The organism is Azospirillum lipoferum 4B (assembly GCF_000283655.1).
Lineage (GTDB): Bacteria > Pseudomonadota > Alphaproteobacteria > Azospirillales > Azospirillaceae > Azospirillum > Azospirillum lipoferum_C.
On the sequence record NC_016585.1, the window covers coordinates 940,300 to 966,310 of the forward strand.

Here is a 26,011-nt window from a genome sequence, read left to right on the forward strand (position 1 = left end):
GAGTTGGTGCGTTGCCCGAAACTCTGCTGAACTTCAAATATCTGACCTTCGATGTCGTCGGCACCCTGATCGACTTCGAAGCCGGCATCAAGAACTGCCTGGCCGAGATCGCGGCCGAGGCAGGAACAACCGTCGACGGCGAGGAGGCGCTGGCCCTCTACCGCGATGCGCGATACGCCCCGAATGTCGGCCTGTTTCCCGACGATCTGGTGCGCGTCTATTCGGTCATCGCGCCGAAGCTGGGCCTTCCCGCAGGCGCGCAGTACGGTGAGCGCCTGCGGGATTCGGCGGCGTCCTGGGCCGGCTTCCCCGACAGCAGGGACGCCCTGGCGCGTCTGGCCAAGCGGTTCAAGCTGATCGCGATGACCAACGCGCGGCGCTGGGCCTTCACCCATTTCTCCCGCGAGCTGGGCGAGCCCTTCTTTGCCGGCTTCACCGCCGACGACACCGGCGTGGAAAAGCCCGACCCGGCCTTCTTCCAGCAGGTGTTCGCGTTCGTCGAGCGCGACGGCGGCAGCAAGGACGACATCCTGCACGTCGCCCAGAGCCAGTATCACGACATCGGTGTTTCCCGGCGCCTCGGCATGACGAATTGCTGGATCCAGCGGCGGCACGCCCAGAAGGGCTATGGCGGGACCATCGAACCGGCCGAGTTCACCGAACCGGATTTTCATTTCCGCTCGATGGCGGAACTGGCCGATGCCGTCGACGCCGCAGCAGAGGCATCGACGACCTCCGCGTAACCGGACGAAACCGGAGCGCGCCAAAACAAGAAACGAACGACACACGAACAGAGCGAGGCTAGCATGACGAAAATTCCCGATAGCTGGAACCGGACCGACGACGGCATGGTCGAAAACGCCATCCGGCGCGGGGCCAACCGCCGCGATCTGATGAAAATGCTCCTGGCGGGCGGGGCATCCCTCGGTGCCGCCGAATTCCTCCTGGGCCGCGCCCACGCCGCGGTTGCGGACGAACCGGTGAAGGGCGGCGCGCTCAGGGCCGCCGGCTGGTCGTCGTCCACCGCCGACACCCTCGATCCGGCGAAGGCGTCGCTGTCCACCGACTATGTCCGGTGCTGCTCCTTCTACAACCGCCTGACTTTTCTCGACAAGGCCGGCATCCCGAAGATGGAGCTGGCCAAATCCATCGACACCGACGACGCCAAGACCTGGACAATCAAGCTGCGCACCGGCGTGACCTTCCACGACGGCAAGTCGCTGACCGCCGACGACGTGGTGTTCTCGCTGAAGCGCCACCTCGATCCGGCCGTCGGGTCCAAGGTCGCGAAGATCGCCGCCCAGATGACGGACATCAAGGCGGTGGACAAGAGCACCGTCGCGATCACGCTGGCCGGCCCGAACGCCGACCTGCCGACCATCCTGTCCATGCATCACTTCATGATCGTGGCCGACGGCACCACCGACTTCTCCAAGGGCAACGGCACCGGCCCCTTCATCTGCAAGAGCTTCGAGCCGGGCGTGCGTTCGGTCGGCGTGCGCAACCCGAATTACTGGAAGGGCGGTCCGCATGTGGACTCCTTCGAGTTCTTCGCGATCGGCGACGACAATGCCCGCGTCAACGCGCTGCTGTCCGGCGACATCCATCTGGCCGCGGCGATCAACCCGCGCTCCACGCGGCTCGTTGACGGGCAGAAGGGCTTCTCCCTGTCCAAGTCAACGTCCGGCAACTACACCAACCTGAACATCCGCCTGGATATGGAGCCGGGCAGCCGCAAGGATTTCGTCGACGGGATGAAGTATCTCGTCAACCGCGAACAGATCGTCAAATCCGCCCTGCGCGGCTTCGGCGAGGTCGGCAACGACCAGCCGGTGTCCCCGTCCAGCGCCTTCCACAATGCCGCGCTGAAGCCTAAGCCCTTCGACCCGGAACGGGCGAAATCCCTGTTCAAGAAGGCGGGCCTGTTGGGGCAGTCCGTCCCGGTGATCACGTCGGATGCCGCCTCGTCCGCCATCGACATGGCCATGGTGGTCCAGGCCGCCGGCGCCGAGATCGGCATGAAGCTCGACGTCCAGCGCGTCCCGTCCGACGGGTACTGGAGCAATTACTGGCTGAAGGCTCCGATCCATTTCGGCAACATCAACCCGCGCCCGACGCCGGACATCCTGTTCTCCCTGCTCTACGCCTCCGAAGCGCCGTGGAACGAGAGCAGATACAAGTCCGAGAAGTTCGACAAGATGATGCTCGAAGCGCGCGCCACGCTCGCCTGGCCCAAGCGCAAGGAACTGTACGATCAGATGCAGGTGATGATCGCCGAGGAAGCCGGCACCATCATCCCGGCCTACATCTCCAACGTGGACGCCATCACCGACAAGCTGAAGGGCCTCCAACCGAACCCGCTCGGCGGCATGATGGGCTACGCCTTCGCCGAATACGTCTGGCTGGCTGGCTGATACAGCGGATCGACGGGGCGGTCCGGACCAAGGCCCGGCCGCCCCGCCCCTCGTCGCCCCTTCGGGCAACCCCTCCGGGGGCGCCTCACCTCGCGGAGGCCAGGCATGAAATCACGCGTTCCCTCCCTCATCCTTGGTCGGCTGCTCATCGCATTGGTCACGCTGGCGATCGTGTCCTTCGCCGTGTTCTTCGCCACCACCATGCTGCCCGGCGACACGGCGATGATCCTGCTCGGGCAGTCGGCAACGCCGGAAGCGGTCGCCGGCCTGCGCGCGGCCATGCATCTCGACGACCCCGCCCTGCTGCGTTTCCTCTACTGGATCGCCGGGCTGTTCCAGGGCGATCTCGGCACCTCCTATGCCAACCAGATGCCGGTGACCACGCTGATCGCCGACCGGCTGGCCAACACGCTCAAGCTGGCGGGGCTGACGACGCTCGTGACGGTTCCCCTGGCGTTGACGCTCGGCATCACCGCCGCCATGTGGCGGGGCACGCTCTATGACCGCATCGTCACCATCGCCACCATCGGCATCATCTCCGTCCCCGAATTCGTGCTGGCGACCCTCGCCGTGCTGGTGTTCGCCGTCTACCTGAAATGGCTGCCGGCCCTGTCCTTCACCTATCAGGTCGACAGCTTCGCCGGTCTGTTCCGGGCCTACGCAATGCCGGTCATCACCCTGACCTTCGGGGTATCGGCGCAGATGATCCGCATGAGCCGGGCGGCGGTGATCGAGACGCTGAACACGTCCTATGTCGAGATGGCGCTGCTGAAAGGGGCGTCGCGGCCCCGGATGGTGCTGCGCCACGCCCTGCCCAACGCGCTCGGCCCGATCGCCAACGCGGTGGCGCTGTCACTGTCCTATCTGGTGGGCGGCGTCATCATCGTCGAGACGATCTTCAATTATCCGGGCATCGCCAAGCTGATGGTGGACGGGGTGTCCACCCGCGACCTGCCGCTGATCCAGTCCTGCGCGATGATCTTCTGCTTCGGGTATCTGCTCCTGATCACCACCGCCGACATCGTCGCCATCCTGTCGAACCCGAGGCTCCGATGAAGACACACTCCCCCACCGGCATCCTCGCGGCACGGTCGGGCTACCGGGTCAATCCGGTCGGCCTTGTCAGCTTCTTCGTGGTCCTGTTCTGGGCGCTGGTCGCCCTGTTCGCCCCCTACATCGCCCCCCATTCGGTCGGGGAGATGGTCGACCTGGATTATTTCGGCCCCATGCGGCCCGGCCTGTGGCTCGGGTCGGATTATCTCGGGCGCGACATGCTCTCCCGCGTCATCTTCGGCGCCCGCTACACCGTCGGCATCTCGCTGGCGGCGGTGTCCATCGCCTGCTTCACCGGCGTCGTGCTGGGCATGACCTCCGCGGTGCTGCGCGGGCCGGTGGACATGGTGGTCAGCCGCCTGCTCGACGCGCTCAATTCCATTCCCAGCAAGCTGTTCGGCCTGATGGTGGTGGCGGCGGTCGGGTCGTCCATCCCCGTGCTGATCCTGACCCTGTCGATCATCTACATCCCCGGCGCCTACCGTTTCAGCCGGGCGATGGCGGTGAACATCGACACGATGGATTTCATCATGGTCGCCCGCATCCGCGGGGAAAAGCTGCCCTACCTGATCGGATCTGAGATCCTGCCCAACATCATCGGCCCGGTGCTGGCCGACCTTGGTCTGCGCTTCGTCTTCATCGTCCTGCTGCTGTCGGGCCTGTCCTTCCTGGGTCTGGGTGTTCAGCCGCCCTACGCCGACTGGGGGGCGCTGGTGCGCGAGAACATCGGCGGCCTGCCCTTCGCCGCCCCGGCGGTGATCGTGCCGTCGCTGGCCATCGCCAGCCTGACCGTCAGCGTCAACCTGCTGATCGACAATCTTCCGCAGAAGATCCGGGACCGGAGTGCCTCCTGATGACGAACCTCGTCCAAATCCGCAATCTGACGGTCGAGGCCACCACCGATTCCGGCCGCTGGATCCAGATCCTCAAGGGCATCACCCTGGACGTCGCCGCCGGCGAAACCGTCGCCTTCATCGGCGAAAGCGGGTCCGGCAAGACCACCGCCGCCATGGCGCTGCTGGGCTACGCCCGTCCGGGCTGCCGGATTTCGGGCGGCTCGGTGCGGGTCGACGGCCATGACATGGTAACCCTGTCGGAGAAGGAACGGGCCGCGCTGCGCGGCACGGTCGTTGCCTATGTGCCGCAGAGTGCCGCCGCCGCCTTCAACCCGGCGGCGACCATCATGGATCAGGTCATCGAGGTGACGAAGATCCACCGCCTGATGCCGCCGGACGAGGCCCGCCGCCGGGCCGTCGACCTGTTCCGCGCGCTGTCGCTGCCCGATCCCGACGGCATCGGCGACCGCTACCCGCATCAGGTGTCGGGCGGGCAGCTGCAGCGGCTGGCGGCGGCGATGGCGCTGATCGGCGATCCCAAGGTGGTGATCTTCGACGAGCCGACCACCGCGCTCGACGTCACCACCCAGGTCGAGGTGCTGCGCGCCTTCAAGGCGGTGACCGCCAAGCGCCGGATCGCCTGTGTCTATGTCTCCCACGACCTCGCCGTGGTCGCGCAGATCGCCGACCACATCATGGTGCTGCGGCACGGCGAGGTGCAGGAGATCGGAAGCGTCGACGACATCCTGACGCGCCCGAAGCACCCCTACACGAAGGAGTTGCTGCACGCCTTCCACCCGGATACCGGCGGGCGGGTTGCGGCGGCGGAGGCCTTCGCCAACACTGCCGCCCCGCTGCTGGAGATCAACACGCTGAGCGCCGGCTACGGCCCGCCGCAATCCAACGGGCAACCGCTGGTCCTGGCGGTCAAGGGGGTGAGCCTGCAGGTGAAGCGTGGCACCAACCTCGGCATCATCGGGGAATCCGGCTGCGGGAAATCCACCCTGGCGCGGGCCATCGCCGGCATCCTGCCGGCCTGCAAGGGCGACATCCAGTTCAACGGCAAGGAGTTGTGGCACAGCGCCCGCCAGCGCAGCCACGAGCAACTGCGCGACCTGCAGATCGTCTTCCAGCACGCCGACACCGCGCTCAACCCGGCCAAGTCGATCGAGGACATCCTGGGCCGTCCCCTGACCTTCTATCACGGCCTGCGCGGCAAGGCCCGCGATGCGCGCGTCGATGCGCTGCTGGACATGGTCCACCTGCCCCGCGCCCTGCGCCACCGCCGCCCGGCGGAGTTGTCGGGCGGCCAGAAACAGCGGGTGAACTTCGCCCGCGCATTGGCCGCCGAGCCGAAACTGATCCTGTGCGACGAGATCACCTCGGCCCTCGACACCGTGGTCGCGGCGGCGATCATCGACCTGCTGAAGGAATTGCAGCGCGAACTCGGCCTGTCCTACATCTTCATCAGCCACGACCTGTCGGTGATCGAGGCGATCTGCGACGAGATCATCGTGATGTATCGCGGACAGACGGTGGAGACGATCATCCCCTCCGCCCGGCAGCAGCCGCAGCACCCCTATTCGAAGCTGCTGTTCTCGTCGGTCCCGAAGCTGGACCCGACCTGGCTCGACACGCTGAACATCGACGCCGACCGGATGCGGGTGGCGTGACCGGCTCGGCACCCCGCGCGGTTCACCGCCGCGCGGGTGCCTATGCGAAGCCTCACATCTGAAACAGCGTGGTCAGCGGCATGTGCGAGCGCACGATGGGCGACTTCAGCACGACATAGCTGAAATACTTGTCGATGCCGATGTCCATGTCGGTCAGCTTCTCCATGATCTCCTGATATTCGCCGATGCCGGACGTGACGAACTTCAGCATGTAGTCGTAGCCGCCGGACACCAGATGGCATTCAAGAAGCTGCTCGATCTTCTTGACGGCGGCCAGGAAGCGGGCGAAATCGACCTGCCGGTGGTTCTTCAGCGTCACCTCGGTGAAGACGGTGAGGGTCTGGCCGAGTTTGCTGACGTTGATCTGGGCCGTATAGCCTTCGATGTAGCCTTCCGCCTGAAGCTTCTTGACCCGCATCAGGCAGGGGCTGGGCGACAGATTGACCAGTTCGGCCAACTCCACGTTGGTGATCCGGCCGTTCTTCTGGAGCTGATGCAGAATCTTGATGTCGATGCGGTCCAGCTTCATGGGGAACCCATCCGGTTCGAGGGCGGGAGAACGGAAGACGACAGCAGAAAATTCTGCCGATCGGGCCACAACAGCTTAGCACGCGCTGCCTGCCTGTCGATAACCGAGTGGCTTTCCTCCGGCAGAACAAAGCATCGGCCACACCGGCATCGACAGAAGATAATGCCGTGGAAACGGCCAAAGCAGCGCCCACGCATCCGCGCGCCGTGGCTAGATGGCGCAACGCCGAAATCGGAGACCCGCCCAATGCCCGCCCCTTTGCAAACCATCCCGTCCTCGCCACACTTCCCCGACCAGGCGGACGTCGTCGTGATCGGCGGCGGCATCGTCGGCGTCTGGGCGGCCTATTTCCTGGCCCGGCGCGGGATGTCGGTGGCCCTGGTGGAAAAGGGACAGGTCGGGGCGGAACAGTCCAGCCGCAACTGGGGCTGGTGCCGCCAGCAGAACCGCGACGCGCGCGAATTGCCGATGGCGACCAAGAGCCTGGATTTGTGGGAGCGCTTCGCCGCCGAAAGCGGCGAGGACACCGGCTTCAGCCGTTGCGGGCTGCTCTATCTCAGCAACGACGACGGCGAACTTGCCGGCTGGGCGCGCTGGCGCGATTTCGCCCGGACGGTCGGCGTCACCACCCACATGCTGAGCGGGGCGGAAGCCGCCGAGCGCGGGCAGGCGACCGGCAAGCCATGGAAGGGCGGCGTCTTCTCGCCGTCGGACGGCATCGCCGATCCGGCCCGCGCCGCCCCCGCCGTGGCGCGGGCGATCATGAAGCTTGGCGGCACGGTGCATCAGGGCTGCGCCGCCCGCGGGTTGGAAACCGCCGGCGGACGGGTCAGCGGCGTCGTCACCGAAATGGGCACGATCCGCACGAAGCTGGTGGTCATGGCGGGCGGGGCCTGGGCCTCCTCCTTCTGCCATCAGGTCGGCGTGCGGCTCCCGCTCGCCTCGATCCGGTCGTCGATCCTGTCGGTAGGTCCCAGCCCCGCGGGTCTGCCCGACGCCCTGCACACCGCCGCGGTGTCGATCACCCGGCGCGGCGACGGCGGGCACACGCTGGCCATCAGCGGGCGCGGGCGCGTCGATCCGACCCTTCAGCAGATCCGCTTCGCGCCGCAATTCATGCCGATGTTCAAACGACGCTGGCGCAGCCTCATGCCCGGCGGGCTGGAGGGCTTGCGCTCCGGCCACGAGACGCTGCGGCGCTGGCGGCTCGACCGTCCGACCCCGATGGAGCGGGTGCGGGTGCTCGACCCCACCCCGGACCACGGCACCATCCGCCTCACCCACGAACGGGCGATGACGCTGCTGCCCGGCCTGAAAGGCGCGCCGATCACCGCCGCCTGGGGCGGTTACATCGACAGCACGCCCGACGGCGTTCCCGCCATCGGCGAGGTCGGAACCCTGCCCGGCCTGATCCTGGCCGCCGGGTTCAGCGGCCATGGCTTCGGCATCGGCCCCGGCGCCGGGCATCTGATCGCCGACCTCGTCACCGACCAGCCGCCCATCGTCGATCCCAACCCCTATCACCCCGACCGCTTCGCCGGCTTTTCCGCCGGAAAGGTCGCCGATTTCTGACCGGGAAGCCGGCCGCTCCGGTCAAAGCCGTTCGGTTCCGCCCGGCGCGATGGCACGGGCGGCCAGGCGCAGGCACTCGCGCATCAGGTCGTGGCTGCCGGACAGCGGGCGCTCCTTGCTGGTGAGGATGGCGATGGGCACGCGGATGCCGGGACGGAAAGGCCGCTGGACGATGCCGGAAAACTGGGTCCACGGCAAAAGCCCGTCGACGACCGCAACGCCGATCCCCTCCCGCACGAAGGGCAGAGCGGTGATCGACAGGTCGATCTCCACCGCCGGGGCGTAGACGCCGCCTTCGGCCTCCAGCGCCCCGGCCAGAAGCCGGCCGGGCAGCGTGTTCACGCGGTATGAAATCAACGTCTCCTCCGCCAGATCGGCAAAGCCGACCTGGGCGTGTCCGGCCAGCCGGTGCCCCTCCGGCATGAGGCAGACCAGCTCGGCATGGCCGACCGTTTCGACATCGAGATCGGGATGGGGCATGTCGTTCATCGCCACCCCCAACAGCACCTCGCCGCTGCGCAGCATGTCCAGGATGTTGGCGATCGGGGCGACCAGCGACCGCACGACGATGTCGGGGTGCGCCTCGCGGAAGGCGCACAATGCCTTCGGAACGATGGACATGGATGGCGGGGCCGAGGCGGCGAGGCGCACAAGCCCGGTTCGGCCATGGCGCATGTCGACCGTGCGCCGGCGCAACGCACCCAGTTCGGAGAAGATGCGCTCGGCCTCCGGATACAGCTCGTTGGCTTCCTGCGTCGGCACCAGACGCCCGCGCACCCGGTCGAACAGCTTGAATCCCAGCTGATCTTCGGCGTGCAGCAGGATCTGGCTCAAGGCCGGCTGTGAAATGTTCAGCATCGCCGCCGCACCGGTAACCGTTCCACAGCGCATCAGCATGCAGAAGACTTCCAATTGGCGGGCTTGCATTCACGATTCCAGGCGCTGGCGGAGAGGAGACCGACCCGGCACGGCCGGGCTCCGACTATAGCGATACGCGAGCCCGGGGGTCGAGCGGCAACAGCAAGGCGGCCAAGCCAAAGAGCGGCGCAGCCTCTATGCCAAAGGGTCGATGAGGATTGCACAGGCTGCGCTTTGTCGCGCGATGCGTTACATGTGGTCGACCGTGTTTTCCGGTCAGGATCGATGTCCGCAGAACTGTCTCCGTCCGCCGATCCTCCACCTCATCCCGGTGCCGTTCTGCGCAACCACGTCTTGCCCGAGCTTCGGCTGACGGTGACCCAGGCCGCCCAGGAACTGGCGATTGCGCGCCAGATGCTCCACCGCGTGCTTGCAGGCACCGCCGGCGTCACCTATCTGGCCGATACCGTCGTGCTGCTGCGCTATTTCGAGGCGCGGGGCCGGGGCCGGCGGGCGATCTCGGTGATCAAGAAGCGCGCCGGTCCGCATGAGGATACGATCCGCGAGTACCGCATCAACGACAAGGGCATCGCCGTGGGGCCGCCTCTGGACGAGTTCCAGGGGGTGCTGCGCGGCGTGCCGGTCTATATTGGCCAAGGCGGACCTCTGCTGAAGGACGATCCTGCTTGAGCGAGGCCGTGACCATCGAGCGCGCGCTGATCCTGGCGCCGCACGGACGGGATGCCGCCGTCGCTTCGGCCTTGCTGGGTGAGGTCGGGATCCCCGCGCACGCCTGCCCCGACCTGCCGGCACTGTGCATGGCGCTGGAGGACGGGGCCGGGCTGCTCATCCTTGCGGAGGAGGCGGTGCGCACCGCCGATCTCCAATGTCTTGCCGCCTGGATCGGCGCCCAGCCGGCATGGTCGGACCTTCCCGTCATTCTGCTCACCTTGCGGGGCGACGGCGCCGAGCGCACGCCCGAGGCGGCGCGCCTGACCGAACTGCTGGGCAACGTCACCTTCGTGGAACGCCCCTTCCACCCGACCACCCTGATCAGCGTCGTGCGGACCTGTCTGCGCGGCCGGCGCAGGCAGTACGAGGCGAGGGCGAGGCTTGCCGAGCGCGAGCGTCTCCTGGCCGACCTCGCCGACGAACGGGCACGCTTCGAAACGCTGGTGGAACACCTGCCGGTGGCGGTGAACCTGATGGACCTGAACGGCCGGACCATTCTGTCCAATCCGGCATTCCGGAGCTTCCTTCCGGATGCCGTCATCCCGTCCCAGCGGCCGGACGGCGAAGAGAGCTGGATCGGCTACGATGAGCAGGGCCGCCGCCTGCCGCGGGATCGGTATGTCGCGGTGCGGGCCCTGCGCGGCGAGACCGTCAGCGGCATCGAGTTCATCTATCGTCCTGCCGGCGGCGAGCCGGTCTGGACCCGTGTCAGCGGCGTGCCCGTGCAGGATTCCACCGGCAAGACAGCCGGCGCGCTCGCGGTCATCGTCGACATCAGCGACCAGAAGGCGGCGCAGGAGGCGCTGCAGCGCCTTACCGCGACGCTCGAGACCAAGGTGCAGGAACGCACCCGCGAACTGGCGGCGACGCTCGACCAGCTGCGCGACGAGATCCGCGACCGCGAGCGCGCCGAGGAGCAACTGCGCCAGACGCAGAAGCTGGAGACCCTCGGTCAGCTTACCGGCGGCGTCGCTCACGACTTCAACAACCTGTTGATGGCGGTGCTCGGCAATCTGGAATTGCTGCGCAAACGCCTTCCCGCCGATCCGACGACGGAGCGCCTGTTCGACGGCGCCATGCAGGGTGCCCAACGCGGAGCGACGCTGACCCAAAGGCTTCTGGCTTTCGCCCGTCGCCAGGATCTGCAGCCGCAGGCGGTGGACCTTGCCGGGCTGCTGGACGGCATGAAAACGCTGCTGGAACGCTCGGTCGGCCCGCGCATCGTCATCCGCATCGACGCTCCCCCGGCGACGATGGCGGCCTTGATCGATCCCAACCAGCTCGAACTGGCGATCCTGAATCTCGCCGTCAATGCCCGCGATGCCATGCCCGACGGCGGCACGCTCACCGTGACCGTGGACGAGGCGCCGGTTTCCGTGGCTTCGGGACTGCCGCCCGGTTGCCACCCGCATGTCAGCGTGCGGGACACCGGCACGGGAATGGATGGGGAAACGCTCGCGCGGGCGGTGGAGCCCTTCTTCTCGACCAAGGGCATCGGCAAGGGCACCGGGCTGGGCTTGTCGATGGTCCACGGTCTGGCGGTGCAGTCCGGCGGCGCGTTCCGGCTGTCGAGCGTTCCAGGCCAGGGGACGGTCGTGGAGCTGTGGTTGCCGAAGGCTGCCACACCAGCCCAGGCGGCCGAGCCGCCGCCGGCCCCGGTGGTCGACGTGTCTCCCGCCGTGGTCCTCGTGGTCGACGATGACGCGCTGATCGCCATGAGCACCGTCGATATGCTGGCCGACCTCGGGCACACGGTCCTCGAAGCGAGTTCGGGCACCGAGGCGCTGGAGCTTCTGCGCAGCGGTCAGGCGGTCGACCTGATGCTGACCGACTATGCGATGCCGGGCATGACCGGCGTCGAGCTTGCCCAGGCAGCCCGCGCCATGGACCCGGACCTGCCGGTTCTGCTGGCAACGGGATACGCCGATCTGCCGGAGGGCGTCGTCGCCGACCTGCCGCGGCTTGCCAAGCCATACACGCAGAACCAACTCGCCGTTGCGACGGCCAAGCTGTTGGCCGAAATGGCGAGGACTTCGGCACATGCCAGGCGAAGTGGTGGTTTCCACCCCGATTAGCGCGCCGATTTCCGGAACTCGCTTGCAGCAGGGCGGTCGGGGAGCCGCGTCAGCGTTTCAGCATCGCGAAGGCCGGCATGGCGACGCGGTGGACCAGCGGGATCAGCAGCGCGCCGAGAAGAAGCCCGACAACCCCTGCCATCCCGGCGGCCACCAGCCATTCCATCACCGCCGCCCCCGCCGGAAGCGCGTGGCCGACCGCCGCGGCGGTGTCATGGATCGCATGCCCGAGTTCCTCCAGCCCATAGCCTTCCAGCCCATGGATGATGATGCCGCCGCCGACCCAGAGCATCGCAGCGGTGCCGACGAGGCTGAGGAGCTTGAGAAACAGCGGCATTCCATAGACGAGGCCGCGGCCCAGCCCCTGCGTCAGCGGGCGCAGCAGCCGGTCCGCCCCGCCCGGCGCACCGGGGGCCAGCCGCCGCAGCCCGAAGAGGCTGGAGATCGGCCGGTCGTTCTGCGCCAGGGAAAGGCCGGCGTCGTCGGCTTTCACGATCAGGGCCACTGCGCCGTACACGGCGATGGTGATGCCGGTTCCGACGATGCCCAGGATCAGCGCCTGCATCCAGAAGGAGGAAACCTCCGCAGCGACGGCGGACAGCGTGATCGCCATGATCTCGGCGGACAGGATCAGGTCGGTCTTGATCGCGCTGTTCACCTTGGAATCTTCGAATTGCCGGGCCGACTGCCCGCCGGCCATGCCATCCGCACCATGGCCGTCATGGGCCGCGTGCGGCCAGACGGCTTCGAAGATCTTCTCCGCCCCTTCGTAGCAGAGGAAGGCGCCGCCCAGCATGAGCAGCGGCGTGATCGCCCAGGGTGCCACGAGGCTCAACACCAGGGCGGCCGGCAACAGCAGGATCAGCTTGTTCTTCAAGGAACCGAGAGCGATCTTGCCGATGATCGGCAGTTCACGGTCCGCCGTGAACCCCACGACGTATCGTGGCGTGACGGCGGCGTCGTCGACCACCACGCCGGCGGCTTTGGCTCCCGCCTTCGCGGCCTGCCCGGCGGCATCGTCCAGCGAGGCGGCGGCGATCTTGGTCAAGCCGACCACGTCGTCGAGCAGTGCGATCAGTCCTGTGCTCAAGGAAGCGGCTCCTCATGGTCCCGGAGCCATCTTAACAAACATCGACCCGCAGCATTCCGATTTTCATCCCTCTGCGGCGTGAGTTCGCCGTCGGTACCCTCCGTCGCGCAGCACGTCGCAAAGCTCCGAAAGCGGCAAGATGAACCGCGGCTCACCTCACCAGGCGATATGGCCGGCGAGTGCCTTCGGAGCCTGGCTTGGCGACGACGAAAGGAATTCGATCGACATGCGCATCAGTTCGGGCAGGTTGTGCGCCCCGAGCTTGGCCTTGAGCTGCGAACATGTATTCACCACCGTCTTGTAGGAGACGCCCAGTTCATCGGCGATCTGCCCATAGGATTTTCCGTCGGCGATCAGGGCCATCGTCTGGAGTTCACGAGGCGTTACCGAACCCAGCGTGTTCTCGCGGCTGCGCATGCCCAGCGTGGCGACCTGCATGGCAAGCTGATGGCTGAGATAGGGTTGGCCGCGGCGCACCGCATGGAACGCCGCAAGGAAATCCTCGGGAGCGGTATCCTTCAGCAGATAACCGTTCGCACCGGCCTCCAGCGCGCGGCTGACGATGACCGCATCGCCATGCATGCTGAACACCAGGATCGGGATGCGGCTGTCCTGCACACGGATGCGGCGGATCAGCGCGAAACCGCCGAGGCCATTCCCCTGCAGGGCAAGATCGACGATCACCATGTCGGGGCGGTGACGACGGTAGGCACGGTAACCGGCTATCGCGGTGTTGGCCTCATGGATTTCCTGGACATGAGCGTCCTGCAGGACGCATCGACACCCCTGCAGCACCATCGGATGATCGTCGATGAGCAAGACTCCGGTCATTGGCCCGCCTCCCCCCTCGTTGCCGATGTCGCCGGCACGCGTTCATCCTCCTCCAGCGGAATCGCGACGGCGAGACAGGTTCCGCCTCCCGAGCGGCTCGAAATCGACAGCGAGCCCCCCAGCGCGGCGATGCGCTCCCTCATCCCGGTCAATCCGAGACCGGTCGCCGTCCCCACCGCAATCCCGCGCCCGTCGTCCTGGACGGAAAGGCGGATTTCGCACCCGGCCCCGGTCCTGGCCCTGGCGCCCCCGGCGGCAGCCGGACGGTCGAGTTCCTCCACCTCCACCCTGATCCGCCGCGCTCCCCCGTGCCGGACGGCATTGGTCAGCCCCTCCTGCACGCAACGATAGATGCTGAGGTCGATGGGGTCGCCGTAGCTGTAGGCCAGCTTGCCGGTGGCGAACTCGATGGCACAGTCGGGCGCCAATCGTTCGAATTCCGACAGGAGGCCCGCTATGGCATCCGCAAGGGGGACGTGGCCCAAGGCCATCGGGCGCACGGTCTTGAGCAGGCGGCGGTTGGTCGTCTCGATCCGTTCGCCGATGTCCCGCAACGTGCCCGCGCGTTCGCGCACCGCACCGCCGATTTCCGGCGGCAGTTGTTCCGCAAAGCGGGCGAGCGATGCCACATTCGCCTTCAGGCTGAAGAGGCACGGGCCGAATTCGTCATGAAGCTCGACCGCAAGTTGCCGACGCTCGCTGTCCTGAACCGCGACCAGACGCCGGTTCAGGCACAGGTTGTCCGCCTGTGCCGCGGCAAGCGATGACGCAAGCGCGTTGAAGCGGGCGACGATATCCGCCAGTTCACCGCCCCTCGGCAACGGCAGACGGTATTGGAAATGCCCCTGTTCCAGCTCGCGGAAGCCGGCGGCGACGCGAAGCAGCGGATTCAGCACCTGCCCCAATACGACGTGAAGCACGCCGATGACGAGAACATTGACGATCAGCGCGACCAGCGCCAGATCGGTCATGTCGTCCCAGACCTCGGCGATCTCGTCGGATGCTTCGCTGACGATGGTCACCGTCCCGATCCTCCGTCCCTCCGAGAAGACCGGCACATCGCGGTTCGGAACCTCGACGCCGACGAGCGAGGCGAACCAATCCGGGGCTCCTTCCCGCGACGCCGGTTGGGCAGGCGTGGATTGGGCAAGCGTGGATTGGGGAGGCCACACCGGCTCCCCCTGGGCGGTCGTCACGAGGATGCGGACATGCCTTTGCCCGCTCAGCCGAAGCGGAAGCTTCTGGAGCCCTGCGCCGCCCCGGCTGACCCGCTGGAGATCGTCGACCGCCGTCCGCACCAGCCGTTCCGCCATCTCCATCGACGCGCCGATCTCGACCAGCGTCGCCCGCCGGGCGTTGTAGACGATGAGCAGCGACGTGGCGACGCAGGCGAGCAGGTTGATCAGGATGAAGGCCCACAGGATCTGACTGCGGATGGTGCGCTTGAACCCGAGCAGCCGTGCCAGCCTGGCCGCGCCCGCTTCCCGGCCGGGCGCAGGAGCGGTGTCGGCCGTCCGCAAGCGGTAGGATGCGCTGGAGTCGTCTTTCACGCCGACATCGGCCATTTTCATCCAGCCTCCCCCCGGCAGGAGCACCCGTTACCGGACTTCCGGATCGACCCGCGTCCGACGATTCGAAGGCGGTGTTCGTCGCTTCACGGCTGCCGTTTTTTTTAGTGTCATCGTGCCGCGGCGCTGGCCGGTGTGGTTGCCCGGTCATCGCCGAACTTCAAAGTTGTTCAAGTGTGGACGAGTGCGTGAGCAGACCGCAATCGCTCTTTCGGCGAATTATCGGCATAGCTGACCAATGGTCATGTGGTGACGGAACGAAGGACGCCACCGGTCCGGTGGAGCACGCTCACCGATTCTGCCCGCCCGCCTCCCCCCTGAGCGCCGCCAGAACGTCGCGATGATCGTGGTTGGTGCTGCGAAGGTTGAAGTAATGCTGGCAATCCTCGCCGAACCGCCGGCTGCCGCCGTCGCTGCCGAGCGACAGGAACCCCTCGATGAGGGTGTCCGCGGATTCCGTCATGCCGCGCCCCGCCAGCATCTCCTGCAATTGCGCGACACGATTGGCGATCATGCGCGGCGTCTCGACATAGGCATGGTCGGCCTGGGCCAGGAGCGTGTGGAACGCCGCGACCGAGGGGGCGGACAGGGGCAGGTCGGCATGCGCCGCCCGACTGGCCAGCCATTGTTCCGGCGGTGTGCGGTCGCCGGCCTCCAGCCAGTTCTTGTTCGCCATCGACACCGCCGGCAGCGGCTCCAGCGGCGCCGTGCCCTGCTCCGCCGAGGAATTCCCGTCGGATTGGGAATCGCAGGCAACCGCCGCCGCCAGCAGGACGACGAGCAGCAGGCCGGACCGTAAGGCCGCCGGTGCGGACAGGACGGTCCGGCAATCGCGACCCCTTGCATATCGAAGCCAGCACGACACGGCCTTCTCCGTTCCCTGCGATCATTGGCAGCCACTTGGGCAGCGATTTTGGCAGCGATTTTGGCGGCGGCGGCATGGTCGCAGCCGGCTCCCGCAGCTATGGGTATCGCTGCCGCCCGCCGCAATCGCCCGCCTTCGCCGCCGCAGGACGGCGGTCATTATTGCCAAAAACTCCCGGTCGGATTTGCCAGACTTCCTCAAGACAGGAATGTTGGTCAGTGAAACAATCGGTCTCTGGGTAGGGCTGCCGACGGATCGCAAGCGCAGGGGCCGAGACGGCGGCGGGAGCGAAGGCCATCGCTGAGCACCGCACCGGGCGGGTCTTCGCGAGCCCACCGCCCTGTCAAAGAAAAACATCGGAGGGAACGTTGATGAACCGCTTCCTGACGTCGTTGCCCATTGTGGCACTTACGGCGACAATCACCGCGGGAGGGCAGATCGGCGCGGTCACGCCGGCTCTGGCGAATGAAAAGCTGGTCCAGCTGTCCGAAAGCGAACAGAACTGGGTCATGCCGGGGAAGAATTACAATTCCGACAATTTCAGCAAGCTCACCCAGATCAATTCGGACAACGTCAAGCAGCTGCGCGCCGCCTGGTCCTTCTCGACGGGGGTCCTGAACGGCCATGAAGGCGCGCCGCTGGTCGTGGATGGCAAGATGTATGTCCACGGGGCGTTCCCCAACTCCACCTTCGCGCTCGACCTGAAGGATCCGAGCCGCATCCTCTGGCAGCACAAGCCCAAGCAGGATCCGGTCGCCCGCTCCGTCGCCTGCTGCGACATCGTCAACCGCGGCCTCGCCTATTGGCCCGGCGACGGCCGCGTGCCGCCGCTGATCCTCAAGACGCAGCTCGACGGCCATGTCGTCGCCCTAAACGCGAACAGCGGCGAGGAATACTGGAAGATCGAGAATTCCGACATCCGCGTCGGCTCGACGCTGACCATCGCCCCCTATGTGGTGAAGGATCTGGTCATCATCGGCTCCTCGGGCGCCGAGCTCGGCGTCCGCGGCTATGTGACGGCGTACGACGTGAAGACCGGTTCCATGGCCTGGCGCGCCTTCGCCACCGGCTCCGACGAAGCCATGCTGATCGGCGACGACTTCAACGCCAGCAACCCCCATTACGGCCAGAAGGGGCTGGGCCTGCAGACATGGGAAGGCGATGCGTGGAAGATCGGCGGCGGCACCAACTGGGGATGGTACGCCTACGATCCCGGCGTCGACCTCCTCTATTACGGAACGGGGAATCCGGCGCCCTGGAACGAGACGATGCGTCCCGGCGACAACAAATGGACCATGACCATTTTCGCGCGCGACGCCTCCACCGGCAAGGCCAAGTTCGGATACCAGAAGACGCCGCACGACGAGTGGGACTATGCCGGCGTCAACGTGATGATGCTGAGCGAGCAGAAGGACAAGTCGGGCAAGACGCGCAAACTGCTGACGCATCCCGACCGCAACGGCATCGTCTACACGCTCGACCGCACCAACGGCGAACTCGTTTCGGCCGACAAGATCGACGACACGGTGAACGTCTTCACCCATGTCGACCTGAAGACCGGCGTGCCGGTGCGCAATCCGGAATATTCGACCCGCATGGACCACACCAGCCGGGACATCTGTCCGTCGGCGATGGGCTATCACAACCAGGGTCACGATTCCTACGATCCGAACAAGCAGCTGTTCTTCATGGGCATCAACCACATCTGCATGGATTGGGAGCCCTTCATGCTGCCCTACCGGGCCGGGCAGTTCTTCGTCGGCGCGACGCTGAACATGTATCCGGGACCCAAGGGCGACCGCCAGGGCTATGAGGGCCTCGGTCAGATCAAGGCCTACAACTCCATCACCGGCGACTTCAAATGGGAGAAGATGGAGCGCTTCGCCGTCTGGGGCGGCACGCTCGCCACCGCCGGCAACCTCGTCTTCTACGGAACGCTCGACGGCTTCATCAAGGCGCGCCACAGCGACACCGGCGAGCTGCTGTGGAAGTTCAAGCTGCCTTCGGGCGTGATCGGCTATCCGATCACCTATGAGCATGCCGGCACCCAGTATGTGGCGATCATGTACGGGGTCGGCGGCTGGCCCGGCGTGGGTCTGGTGTTCGACCTGCAGGATCCGACCGCCGGCCTCGGCGCGGTGGGCGCCTTCAAGAACCTGCAGCACTACACGCAGATGGGCGGCGGCGTGATGGTCTTCTCGCTGAACGGCCAGAGCCCCTTCGACAACGTCAGCGTCGGCGAGTACGGCGGCTGACACGGCGTCCGGTGACGTCGGCAGGATTGCCGCAACAGCATTGCCGATGGCCGGCGGCCTTCACATGCGCCGCCGGCGGTCGGTCGACCGCAAGCCGATCATGCCATCTGGAGTTCATCCGACGATGACCCGTGCCTTCAACGAACCGGGGCCGCCCCGATCGGCCTCACGCATGCCGGCGCATGCGTCCGCCAGGGGCCGGCGCCTTGCGACAGCCGCCATCGCCCTCTCCTTTCCTCTCTCGCTGGCCTCCATCGGCGTTCTTCGGGCCGACCCTCCGGCCCTCCGGGTCTGCGCCTCCAAGGCCGCGGCGCCCTACGCCGCCGTCGACGGAAGCGGCTTCGAGAACCGCATCGCCGCCGCCGTGGCCGGGGCCATGAACCGCAAGGCGGAATTCGTCTGGACCGACAAGCCGGCGATCTTCCTGGTGCGCGACATGCTCGACAAGGGGGCCTGCGACGTCATCGTCGGTGTCGACGACGGCGATCCGCGGGTGCTCACCACCGCCCCCTATTACCGCACCGGCTACGCCTTCATCACCCGCGCCGACAGCCCGCTGAAACTTAGCAGCTGGTCGGACGACGATCTGTCGCGCGTGCGGCGCATCGCCTACCAGTTCCATTCGCCGTCCGAGGAGATGCTGAAGCAGACCGGCCTCTACGAGGACAACCTCATCTATCAATACTCCCTGATCAACTTCACCGACCGCCGCAATCAATACACCCAGGTGCCGGGCGATGTCCTCGTGTCGGAGGTGGCGAAGGGGGCCGCCGATGTCGCCGTCGCCTTCGCGCCGGACGTGGCGCGCTATGTGAAGGCGTCCGGCGTTCCGTTGCGGATGACGATGATCGACCGCAACGGCATGACCGCCGCCGGCAAGCTCGTTCCGCAGCAGTTCGACCAGTCGATGGCCGTGCGCAAGGACGACACCGCGCTGCGCTCCGAACTCGATGCGGCAATCGCCAAGGTGCGCCCGCAAATCGTGGCGATCCTGCGCGAGGAGGGCATTCCTCCGATGGAACCGGGGCTTGGGCAATGATGGCGCCCGACACCCTGCCCGAAACGCCGCCCGACACGCAGTCGATCCGTCATGGCCGCCGTGGGAGCGACGGAGCACGATGAAGAGAAAGACAATCGTTGGTATCGCCCTCGGCGCCCTTCTCGGCGTCGCGGGAGCCTTGGGGGCCGAAGCGGCCCTGACCTTCAACAATACGGTCACCGGAGAGGTGCTGGACCTGAGCCAGGGACTGCCGGAAGGCCGGGACACGCCGGCCGTCAAGCAGTTCCTGGAGTCCGGCCGCAACCCCTACAACGAGAATGCCTCCTGCCTTTCCGCCGGGTCCGAGATCTTCCTGTCGGCCTGCTCCGGCTGCCATGGCCATGTGGCCGAAGGCAAGATCGGACCCGGCCTCAACGACGATTACTGGACCTACCCGAAGAACACCACGGACAAGGGACTGTTCGAGACGATCTTCGGCGGCGCCCAGGGGCAGATGGGGCCGCAATACGGCTCGCTGTCGCTCAACGACATGCTGCTCGTGATGGCGTGGGTCCGGCATCTCTACACCGGTCCCGCAAACGGGGCGGAATGGCTCAGCGAGGAGCAGCGCCGGACCTTCACACCCTACTCGCCGGCACGGGTGGAAACGGCACGGGCTCCCGCCAATGCCGGCGAATGCCGGCCGGTGCCGAATTGATGCCTTCGAGTCGGACAAAGGACCGAGACCGTGGCGGCACATCCGGCCGCCCCAACAAGCGAGAAAGGATCAAACCGATGACGAGACCGTCAGCCATGTCGATGCCCCGGTCCGACCGCACCGGCACCCTGCTTGCCGCCCTGGCCGTGGCCGCGGTGCTTGCCGGAACGCCCCTCCCGGCGGCGGCCTATGACGGCACCAACTGCAAGGCGCCGGGCAACTGCTGGGAGCCGAAGCCGGGTTATCCCGCGAAGATCGCCGGCTCCAAATACGATCCCAAACACGACCCGATGGAACTCAACAAGCAGCAGGAATCCATCAAGGCGATGGATGAGCGGAACCGGCAGCGGGTCGACCATTTCAAAAAGACCGGCACCTTCATCTACGACGTGAAGAAGATCCCGAAGCAATGAACGGTGTCCCGCCGGTCGTGACCGGCGGGCATCGGTCGGCCATGACCTGGAAGGGACCTGGAAGGGGCGATGATGCGTTCTGTCCGCGACGCCGACGCGACGCTGAGCGATTGGCTGGCCTGTGCCGACGAACTGCAGCGGGAGGTGGGCAAGGTGGTGGTCGGCCAGGAGCGGGTCATCCGCCTGCTGACCATCGCCGTCTTCGCCCGCGGACATGTGCTGCTGGAGGGCGATGTCGGGGTCGGCAAGACGACCCTGCTGCGCGCGCTTGCCCGCGCCATCGGCGGTACCTTCGAGCGCATCGACGGCACCATCGACCTGATGCCGACCGATCTCGTCTATCACGCCCATCTCGCCGAGGATGGCCGGCCGCGCGTGGAGCCCGGACCGCTCCTGCGCCAGGGAGAGGACCTGTCGATCTTCTTCTTCAACGAGATCAACCGCGCCCGCCCCCAGGTCCATTCGCTGCTGCTGCGGCTCATGGCCGAGCGCAGCGTCTCCGCCTTCAATCGCGATTACCGCTTCCCCCATCTCCAGCTCTTCGCCGACCGCAACCGGGTCGAGCAGGAGGAGACGTTCGAGCTGCCGGCGGCGGCCAGGGACCGCTTCTTCATGGAGATCGAGGTTCCGATGCCGACGGATGACGCGATCCGGCGCCGGCTGGTGTTCGATCCGCGCTTCCACGACATCGACCGGCTGGTCGCCACCGTCCCCGAAGGCATCCTCGACGTCACCGGGCTTCCCGCCGCCGCCGAGGCGATCCAGGCCACGGTGCGGGCGAGCGAGGCCATCGAAACCTACACCGCCGCGCTCTGGGGAGCGGTGCGCGACCCGCACCGTCATGGGATCCTGCTGGACGGCGTCGACACCGAGCGGCTGGTGATCGGCGGCGCCAGCCCCCGCGGCGTCTCCTTCCTGGTTCGGGCCGCGCGGGTGAGGGCGTGGCTGGAAGGCCGCGACATGGTGGTTCCCGAGGATCTGCGCGACGTCTTCTTCGAGGTCATGGCCCACCGGATTTTCCTGGACCCGGTCTATGAACGGCGCCGCACCCCCATCGTGCAGGGCTTGTGCCGCGCGCTGTTCGAACGGGTGCCAGCGCCATGATGCCGGCCACGCCCATTCCCTACCGGCTGCGCTGGCGTCCCGGCGGGGCGCGGGCCGGGGCGCATCCCGGCAGCGGCGAGGGCGGCGAGGGCGTCTTCCTCCGGCACAGGCCGCTCTGGCAGAACCCCGACCCGCGGCGCATCGATCTGCGCGAGACGGTTCGGGATCCGCTGGGCAACGTGCAGGTGCGCAGCTTCGCCCGCCGCAGCGCCGTCGCCGTGGTGGCGGTGGTCGATCTCACCGGATCCATGGCATTTGACGGCGGTTTCGATGGGGTATTCTCCCGGCGGGCCGCAAGGATGGAGATGGTGGCCGCCCTTTGCGCCACGCTGGCCGTCTCGGCCGGCAAGATGGGCGACCGCTTCGGCCTGATCGGCTGCGATGCCGGCCTGCGCGAGGATGTCTTCATCCCGGCCACCCACCGCCGGGGCGTGGAGACCGATGCCTGCGCCCGTCTTCTGGCGGCGGTGCCGCAAGGAGCCAGCGCGCAAGGGCTGCTGGAAGCGGCCGACCGGCTGCCGGCACGGCGGAGCCTGGTCGTGCTGATCTCGGACTTCCTGCTGCCGCTCGATCTGGTGGGGGCCGTGTTCGACCGGCTGTGGCGGCACGATGTCCTCCCCGTCCTGCTCCGCGACAGCGGCGAGGAAACCGACCTGCCGGCCTGGGGGCTGGTGGCTCTGCGCGACCTCGAAACCGGACAGCGTCGGCTCGCCGTGATGCGGCCAGGGCTGCGCGCGGCATGGCGCCAAGCCGCACAGGCACACCGGACCGCGCTCGACCGTCTGTTCAGGCGGCATGGACGCGCACCGTTCATCCTGACCGATCCGTTCGATCCCGATGCCCTGGCCGAACATCTGGCCGCCGGATGAGCCCCGCCATGCGCCTTCCGTCAGCCCTTTCCCTGGTCCTCGCCATCATTGCGGGCAGCGCCATGGGTCCGCTTCCGGCCGCCGCAGCCGTCCGTTCGGTGGAGCTCTCCGGCCCGCGGCCCTTCGGCGTCTTCATCGGCGACGTCATCCGCCATGAGGTCACGATCACCGCCGATCCGGGTCTCCGGATGGTGGCCGCCTCGCTGCCCCGGCCGGGTCCGCTGACCTACTGGCTCGATCTGAGGGGGATCGACCTGGAGGATCTCGGCACCGGCGGCGGGGTGCGGCGCCACCGGCTGCATCTGGAGTATCAGAGTTTCTACGCGCCGCTCGAAACGCTGGCTCTGGAGATTCCCGCCTTCACCCTGACGCTGCAGGATGGTGACGAGCGGGCCGAGGCCACGGTCCCGGCCTGGAGGTTCCTGACATCCTCCTTGCGCGAAATCCGTCCGCAGCGCGACGAGACCGGCACCTATCTGCGGCCCGATGCGGCGCCGCGAAGCGTCCCGCTGACGGGCTGGCTGGTGGCGACCGGCGGGTCCGGCGGCTCCGCCCTCCTGCTGGCCGGGCTGATCGCCCGTCACCGGGGCTGGTGGCCGTTCCGCACCCGTGCCCGGCGTCCCTTCGCCCGCGCCGTCCGGGAGTTGCGGCACAGCCTGCGCAACCGCGCCGATGAGCGGACCTTCCGCACCGCGTTGCAGACCCTCCATCGCGCCTTCGACGCCACCGCGAAGCGGCGGCTGCTGTCGGAGGATCTTCCGATCTTCTTCGACGCGGCCCCGACATTCCGTCCGCTGCAAGGCGACATCGAGCGCTTCTTCGCCGCATCCCGGCAGGCGTTCTTTCGCAGCGACGACGCAGCGGCCGTTCGTCTCCTGCCGCCCGAAGCGCTGCTGGTTCTGGCGGGCCGTCTGGCCGCAGCGGAAAGGGCGGCGGGATGACCCTGGCCTTCGACGCCCCCGCCATACTCCTTTTGCTGCCGCTCGCGGCGCTTCCCCTGGTGGCGCCCCTCCTCGTTCCATCGTCCTGGCCTTCCCTTTCGCTCATTCCCCGCGATCCGGTATCGACCGCTTTCGACATCGGTCTCCGGCTGGCCGCAGCCGGGGCGATTGCCGCCATCGTCCTGGGGCTGGCCGGTCTGCACCGGGTGGCGCTGCAGGAGGAGCGGATCGGCCGGGGGGCGCCCATCGTGCTGCTGCTCGACCGCAGCAGCAGCATGGACGACAGCTTCGCCGGACGTCCGCCGGATGGCGACGAGGAAACGAAATCGGCCACGGCGCGGCGGCTGCTCATCCAGCTTCTGGCCCGCCGGCCCAACGACCGCGTCGGCATCGTCGCCTTCTCCACCGCGCCGATGCCGGTGCTGCCGATCACCGACCAGCGTGCGGCTGTGCTGGCGGCGATCGACGCCATCGACCGGCCCGGCCTGGCCTATACCGATGTCGGGCGCGGCCTCGTGCTCGCCTTCTCGATGGTGGAGTTGGACAGGCCCGACATAGCCCATGCCGTTCTGTTGGTGTCGGACGGCGCGGCGGTGATCGACCGGCGGGTGCAGGAGGCGTTGCGCGATGCCGCCGTCCGCACGCCGCTCCACCTCTACTGGCTGTTCCTGCGGACCAAGGGGAGCCGCGGCATCTTCGACGAACCGCAGAGCGCGGGGGAGGATACGCCGCAGGCGATGCCGGAACGACATCTTCACCGCTTCCTCGCCGGGCTCGGCGCCTCCTACCGCGCGTTCGAAGCGACGAGCGCCGAGGCGGTCGAAGCGGCCATCGGCGAGATCGATTCACTCGAATCCCGCCCGACCCGCTATTGGGAGCGCATTCCCCGCCGCGACCTGTCCGGCGCGGCCTATGGCGGCGCGGCGGTGTGCGTCGGGGTCCTCATGCTCGCCAAGCTGGCCGAACGGCGGTCCGGCAGCAGCCAGGGTCCGGCGGAGGGCGCCATCCGGCACGGGAGGGCGCAGACCCCATGATCTCCGCCACCCGTCAGGCCCCGCCCGCCGGGCGGGCCGGCCCGTCCCGCAGGAGATGGCCACGCGGCCATGTCCTCTCCGCCATCTGCTGGAGCCTGCTCGGGCTGGCGCTCGTGGTCTGCGCGGTCTGCTCCGGCATGCTGCTGCTGACCTTGCGGGACAACCGTCTGATCGCCGGGCTTTCGGCCGGCCGGGACCTGCCGGTCGAGGAGTCGGCCGCCCCGCAGGCGCGGTTCGCCCGCGCCCATTTCCTGATGACGCGGGACCGCTTCGAAGAGGCGCAGATCCTGGTCGACCGCCTGCCGCCCGGCCGGAACGGAGTCGCGGCGATGGGGCAGTACGACCTCGCCAATGCCCGCCTGCGGGCGGCGCTGTCCCAGCTGGAAGCCGGACGCATCGATGCCGCCGGGCCGCTGGTCCGCCTCGCCAAGGACGGCTACCGGCGTTCGCTGGCCCTCGATCCGGGGCTGTGGGACGCGAAATACAACCTCGACGTCGCCATGCGGCTGATCAGGGACTTCCCCCAGATCGACCGCATGTCGGAGGAGGAGCCTCCCGATCTGCCGGTGCGGCTGTGGTCGGACCTTCCCGGTCTGCCAAGGGGCCTGCCATGAAGCTGCGGATGTCCGGCGACCTGCGCTTCCGGCTTCTCGTCCTGGCCTTCCTCGGCCTGCTGGCGGCACTCGCCCGGCCGCAGACCACGGCGTCGCGTCCCGGCTTCGACCTGCTGCTGGTCACCGACATCACCGGCAGCATGAACGCGCGCGACCAGACGCTCGACGGTCGCGCGGTGGCCCGCCTGGAGTTCGTGAAGCATCGGCTTCGCAATCTGCTCGCCCGCCTGCCTTGCGGCTCCCGCGCCGGCCTCGGAATCTTCACGGAGCGGCGCAGCTTCCTGCTGTTCGAGCCGGTCGAGACCTGCGGCAGCTATGCGGCCATCGACGGGGCAATCGCCTCCCTCGACTGGCGCATGGCCTGGGAGGGTGACAGCCGGATCGTTTCGGGGCTCGACAGCGCCATCGCCATTGCCGGCGACCTGAAAAGCAGCCTGGTCTTCCTGACCGACGGGCAGGAGGCCCCGCCGCCGCCGGCGTCCGGTCCGCCACCATTCGAACGGAGGCCGGGAGCGGTGAACGGCATCATCGTCGGTGTCGGCGGCACGGTCCCGGTGCCGATCCCCCGCTTCGACGACCGGGGGCATGAGATCGGGTTCGTCCAGGCTGCGGACGTGCCTCACGAATCGCGCCTCGGACCGCCGCCGGCGGGTGCGGCGGCCCGCGAAGGCTGGCACCCGCGCAACGCCCCCTTCGGCGCGATCCCGGTGGCCGGCACCGAGCATCTCACCTCGGTTCGCGAAGCCTATCTGCAGGGATTGGCGCAACGGACCGGGCTGGGCTACGTCCACCTGACCAGCACGGACGCCCTCGAAGCCGCCCTGCAACTCCATGCCGCCGGCCGCCCCATCGTGGCTGCGGTGGACCTCAGCCCCCTTCCCGCAAGCCTGGCGCTGCTGGCCTTGCTGACGCTGTACGGCCTGCTGCCGATCCTGGAGCGGCGTCGCCGCCGCCGGCCTGCCCATCCATTCACCGCAAAAGGTTGACC

At 67.5% G+C, this 26,011-nt stretch carries 23 protein-coding genes and 1 pseudogene; 18 read left to right on the forward strand and 6 right to left on the reverse strand.

Translation table 11 applies throughout. The features are described from left to right. The first annotated feature begins 11 nt into the window (after positions 1-11). The 5 genes from AZOLI_RS17925 to AZOLI_RS17945 all read left to right on the forward strand — a co-directional run bounded on the left by AZOLI_RS17925 (position 12) and on the right by AZOLI_RS17945 (position 5,976). Positions 12-743 carry an HAD-IA family hydrolase gene (locus AZOLI_RS17925; RefSeq protein ID WP_014188576.1) on the forward strand — a complete coding sequence of 244 codons (732 nt, stop codon included), beginning with the start codon at positions 12-14 and terminating at the stop codon, positions 741-743. Positions 744-806: 63 nt separating this feature from the next. Further along, entirely contained in the window at positions 807-2,414 is a 1,608-nt protein-coding gene (locus AZOLI_RS17930) for an ABC transporter substrate-binding protein (protein WP_014188577.1), read from the forward strand. A gap of 105 nt (positions 2,415-2,519) precedes the next feature. Then, positions 2,520-3,470 (forward strand): ABC transporter permease, encoded by a 951-nt coding sequence (locus AZOLI_RS17935; RefSeq protein ID WP_014188578.1) that lies wholly within the window; start codon positions 2,520-2,522, stop codon positions 3,468-3,470. Further along, complete coding sequence (locus AZOLI_RS17940; RefSeq protein WP_014188579.1) at positions 3,467-4,321, forward strand: ABC transporter permease; 855 nt, start codon at positions 3,467-3,469, stop codon at positions 4,319-4,321. Before AZOLI_RS17935 ends, AZOLI_RS17940 begins: the two co-directional genes overlap by 4 nt. Further along, positions 4,321-5,976 (forward strand): ABC transporter ATP-binding protein, encoded by a 1,656-nt coding sequence (locus AZOLI_RS17945; protein ID WP_014188580.1) that lies wholly within the window; start codon positions 4,321-4,323, stop codon positions 5,974-5,976. The genes AZOLI_RS17940 and AZOLI_RS17945 overlap by 1 nt, the downstream gene beginning before the upstream one ends. 52 nt (positions 5,977-6,028) lie before the next feature. Here the strand turns inward: AZOLI_RS17945 and AZOLI_RS17950 are convergent, their stop codons facing one another. Then, complete coding sequence (locus AZOLI_RS17950; protein WP_014188581.1) at positions 6,029-6,505, reverse strand: Lrp/AsnC family transcriptional regulator; 477 nt, start codon at positions 6,503-6,505, stop codon at positions 6,029-6,031. A 246-nt stretch (positions 6,506-6,751) separates the two neighbouring features. On the opposite strand from AZOLI_RS17950, the gene AZOLI_RS17955 reads away from it, so the two are divergent. Next, entirely contained in the window at positions 6,752-8,077 is a 1,326-nt protein-coding gene (locus AZOLI_RS17955) for an NAD(P)/FAD-dependent oxidoreductase (RefSeq protein ID WP_014188582.1), read from the forward strand. 21 nt (positions 8,078-8,098) lie between these two features. On the opposite strand, the gene AZOLI_RS17960 is transcribed toward AZOLI_RS17955, so the two are convergent. Then, positions 8,099-9,004 carry a LysR family transcriptional regulator gene (locus AZOLI_RS17960; protein ID WP_044551614.1) on the reverse strand — a complete coding sequence of 302 codons (906 nt, stop codon included), beginning with the start codon at positions 9,002-9,004 and terminating at the stop codon, positions 8,099-8,101. Positions 9,005-9,382: 378 nt separating this feature from the next. Here AZOLI_RS17960 and AZOLI_RS17965 point away from each other — a divergent pair. Further along, a pseudogene (locus AZOLI_RS17965) lies at positions 9,383-9,625 on the forward strand (ATPase domain-containing protein); the annotation flags it as partial. Further along, positions 9,622-11,742 (forward strand): hybrid sensor histidine kinase/response regulator, encoded by a 2,121-nt coding sequence (locus AZOLI_RS17970; RefSeq protein ID WP_014188584.1) that lies wholly within the window; start codon positions 9,622-9,624, stop codon positions 11,740-11,742. The pseudogene AZOLI_RS17965 and the gene AZOLI_RS17970, both read left to right, overlap by 4 nt. A gap of 49 nt (positions 11,743-11,791) precedes the next feature. Here AZOLI_RS17970 and AZOLI_RS17975 read toward each other — a convergent pair whose 3' ends face one another. The 4 genes from AZOLI_RS17975 to AZOLI_RS17990 all read right to left on the reverse strand — a co-directional run bounded on the left by AZOLI_RS17975 (position 11,792) and on the right by AZOLI_RS17990 (position 16,096). Next, positions 11,792-12,832, reverse strand: a complete 1,041-nt coding sequence (locus AZOLI_RS17975) for a DUF808 domain-containing protein (RefSeq protein ID WP_014188585.1) — start codon at positions 12,830-12,832, stop codon at positions 11,792-11,794. A 156-nt stretch (positions 12,833-12,988) separates the two neighbouring features. Beyond that, complete coding sequence (locus tag AZOLI_RS17980; protein WP_014188586.1) at positions 12,989-13,663, reverse strand: response regulator transcription factor; 675 nt, start codon at positions 13,661-13,663, stop codon at positions 12,989-12,991. Then, complete coding sequence (locus tag AZOLI_RS17985; RefSeq protein ID WP_162488260.1) at positions 13,660-15,234, reverse strand: ATP-binding protein; 1,575 nt, start codon at positions 15,232-15,234, stop codon at positions 13,660-13,662. The genes AZOLI_RS17980 and AZOLI_RS17985 overlap by 4 nt, the downstream gene beginning before the upstream one ends. A gap of 286 nt (positions 15,235-15,520) precedes the next feature. Further along, complete coding sequence (locus AZOLI_RS17990; RefSeq protein WP_014188588.1) at positions 15,521-16,096, reverse strand: hypothetical protein; 576 nt, start codon at positions 16,094-16,096, stop codon at positions 15,521-15,523. Positions 16,097-16,467: 371 nt separating this feature from the next. Between AZOLI_RS17990 and AZOLI_RS17995 the strand changes: the two genes are divergently transcribed. The 10 genes from AZOLI_RS17995 (at position 16,468) to AZOLI_RS18040 (ending at position 26,009) form a co-directional block, all read left to right on the forward strand. Then, on the forward strand, positions 16,468-18,351 hold the full coding sequence (locus AZOLI_RS17995) for a methanol/ethanol family PQQ-dependent dehydrogenase (RefSeq protein ID WP_014188589.1): 1,884 nt from the start codon (positions 16,468-16,470) through the stop codon (positions 18,349-18,351). Between the two features lie 172 nt (positions 18,352-18,523). Beyond that, positions 18,524-19,390, forward strand: a complete 867-nt coding sequence (gene moxJ / locus AZOLI_RS18000) for a methanol oxidation system protein MoxJ (protein WP_044551928.1) — start codon at positions 18,524-18,526, stop codon at positions 19,388-19,390. A gap of 79 nt (positions 19,391-19,469) precedes the next feature. After that, positions 19,470-20,048, forward strand: coding sequence for a cytochrome c(L), periplasmic (moxG, locus tag AZOLI_RS18005; RefSeq protein WP_014188591.1), 579 nt, complete (start codon positions 19,470-19,472; stop codon positions 20,046-20,048). Between the two features lie 95 nt (positions 20,049-20,143). Further along, complete coding sequence (locus tag AZOLI_RS18010; protein WP_014188592.1) at positions 20,144-20,461, forward strand: methanol dehydrogenase [cytochrome c] subunit; 318 nt, start codon at positions 20,144-20,146, stop codon at positions 20,459-20,461. A gap of 72 nt (positions 20,462-20,533) precedes the next feature. Next, positions 20,534-21,565: an AAA family ATPase gene (locus AZOLI_RS18015; RefSeq protein WP_044551930.1), complete on the forward strand. Its 1,032-nt coding sequence runs from the start codon at positions 20,534-20,536 to the stop codon at positions 21,563-21,565. Continuing rightward, positions 21,562-22,434 carry a DUF58 domain-containing protein gene (locus AZOLI_RS18020; RefSeq protein WP_014188594.1) on the forward strand — a complete coding sequence of 291 codons (873 nt, stop codon included), beginning with the start codon at positions 21,562-21,564 and terminating at the stop codon, positions 22,432-22,434. The genes AZOLI_RS18015 and AZOLI_RS18020 overlap by 4 nt, the downstream gene beginning before the upstream one ends. An 8-nt stretch (positions 22,435-22,442) precedes the next feature. Then, on the forward strand, positions 22,443-23,375 hold the full coding sequence (locus AZOLI_RS18025; protein ID WP_044551624.1) for a hypothetical protein: 933 nt from the start codon (positions 22,443-22,445) through the stop codon (positions 23,373-23,375). Then, positions 23,372-24,409, forward strand: coding sequence for a vWA domain-containing protein (locus AZOLI_RS18030; RefSeq protein ID WP_014188596.1), 1,038 nt, complete (start codon positions 23,372-23,374; stop codon positions 24,407-24,409). Before AZOLI_RS18025 ends, AZOLI_RS18030 begins: the two co-directional genes overlap by 4 nt. Then, positions 24,406-25,023 (forward strand): hypothetical protein, encoded by a 618-nt coding sequence (locus tag AZOLI_RS18035; RefSeq protein WP_014188597.1) that lies wholly within the window; start codon positions 24,406-24,408, stop codon positions 25,021-25,023. The genes AZOLI_RS18030 and AZOLI_RS18035 overlap by 4 nt, the downstream gene beginning before the upstream one ends. Next, positions 25,020-26,009: a vWA domain-containing protein gene (locus tag AZOLI_RS18040; protein WP_014188598.1), complete on the forward strand. Its 990-nt coding sequence runs from the start codon at positions 25,020-25,022 to the stop codon at positions 26,007-26,009. Before AZOLI_RS18035 ends, AZOLI_RS18040 begins: the two co-directional genes overlap by 4 nt. Positions 26,010-26,011 lie beyond the last annotated feature (2 nt).

Excerpts from the sequence above, each read along its gene's own strand:
- AZOLI_RS17940 (WP_014188579.1), top strand. The coding sequence starts at position 3,467 with ATGAAGACACACTCCCCCACCGGCATCCTCGCGGCACGGTCGGGCTAC.
- AZOLI_RS18015 (WP_044551930.1), top strand. The coding sequence starts at position 20,534 with ATGCGTTCTGTCCGCGACGCCGACGCGACGCTGAGCGATTGGCTGGCC.
- AZOLI_RS17930 (WP_014188577.1), top strand. The coding sequence starts at position 807 with ATGACGAAAATTCCCGATAGCTGGAACCGGACCGACGACGGCATGGTC.
- AZOLI_RS17955 (WP_014188582.1), top strand. The coding sequence starts at position 6,752 with ATGCCCGCCCCTTTGCAAACCATCCCGTCCTCGCCACACTTCCCCGAC.
- AZOLI_RS18020 (WP_014188594.1), top strand. The coding sequence starts at position 21,562 with ATGATGCCGGCCACGCCCATTCCCTACCGGCTGCGCTGGCGTCCCGGC.
- AZOLI_RS18030 (WP_014188596.1), top strand. The coding sequence starts at position 23,372 with ATGACCCTGGCCTTCGACGCCCCCGCCATACTCCTTTTGCTGCCGCTC.
- AZOLI_RS17995 (WP_014188589.1), top strand. The coding sequence starts at position 16,468 with ATGAACCGCTTCCTGACGTCGTTGCCCATTGTGGCACTTACGGCGACA.
- AZOLI_RS18010 (WP_014188592.1), top strand. The coding sequence starts at position 20,144 with ATGTCGATGCCCCGGTCCGACCGCACCGGCACCCTGCTTGCCGCCCTG.
- AZOLI_RS17950 (WP_014188581.1), bottom strand. The coding sequence starts at position 6,505 with ATGAAGCTGGACCGCATCGACATCAAGATTCTGCATCAGCTCCAGAAG.
- moxJ (WP_044551928.1), top strand. The coding sequence starts at position 18,524 with ATGCCGGCGCATGCGTCCGCCAGGGGCCGGCGCCTTGCGACAGCCGCC.
- AZOLI_RS17945 (WP_014188580.1), top strand. The coding sequence starts at position 4,321 with ATGACGAACCTCGTCCAAATCCGCAATCTGACGGTCGAGGCCACCACC.
- AZOLI_RS17980 (WP_014188586.1), bottom strand. The coding sequence starts at position 13,663 with ATGACCGGAGTCTTGCTCATCGACGATCATCCGATGGTGCTGCAGGGG.
- AZOLI_RS18025 (WP_044551624.1), top strand. The coding sequence starts at position 22,443 with ATGCGCCTTCCGTCAGCCCTTTCCCTGGTCCTCGCCATCATTGCGGGC.
- AZOLI_RS17935 (WP_014188578.1), top strand. The coding sequence starts at position 2,520 with ATGAAATCACGCGTTCCCTCCCTCATCCTTGGTCGGCTGCTCATCGCA.
- AZOLI_RS17985 (WP_162488260.1), bottom strand. The coding sequence starts at position 15,234 with ATGAAAATGGCCGATGTCGGCGTGAAAGACGACTCCAGCGCATCCTAC.
- AZOLI_RS18040 (WP_014188598.1), top strand. The coding sequence starts at position 25,020 with ATGAAGCTGCGGATGTCCGGCGACCTGCGCTTCCGGCTTCTCGTCCTG.
- AZOLI_RS17960 (WP_044551614.1), bottom strand. The coding sequence starts at position 9,004 with ATGCAAGCCCGCCAATTGGAAGTCTTCTGCATGCTGATGCGCTGTGGA.
- AZOLI_RS18035 (WP_014188597.1), top strand. The coding sequence starts at position 24,406 with ATGATCTCCGCCACCCGTCAGGCCCCGCCCGCCGGGCGGGCCGGCCCG.
- moxG (WP_014188591.1), top strand. The coding sequence starts at position 19,470 with ATGAAGAGAAAGACAATCGTTGGTATCGCCCTCGGCGCCCTTCTCGGC.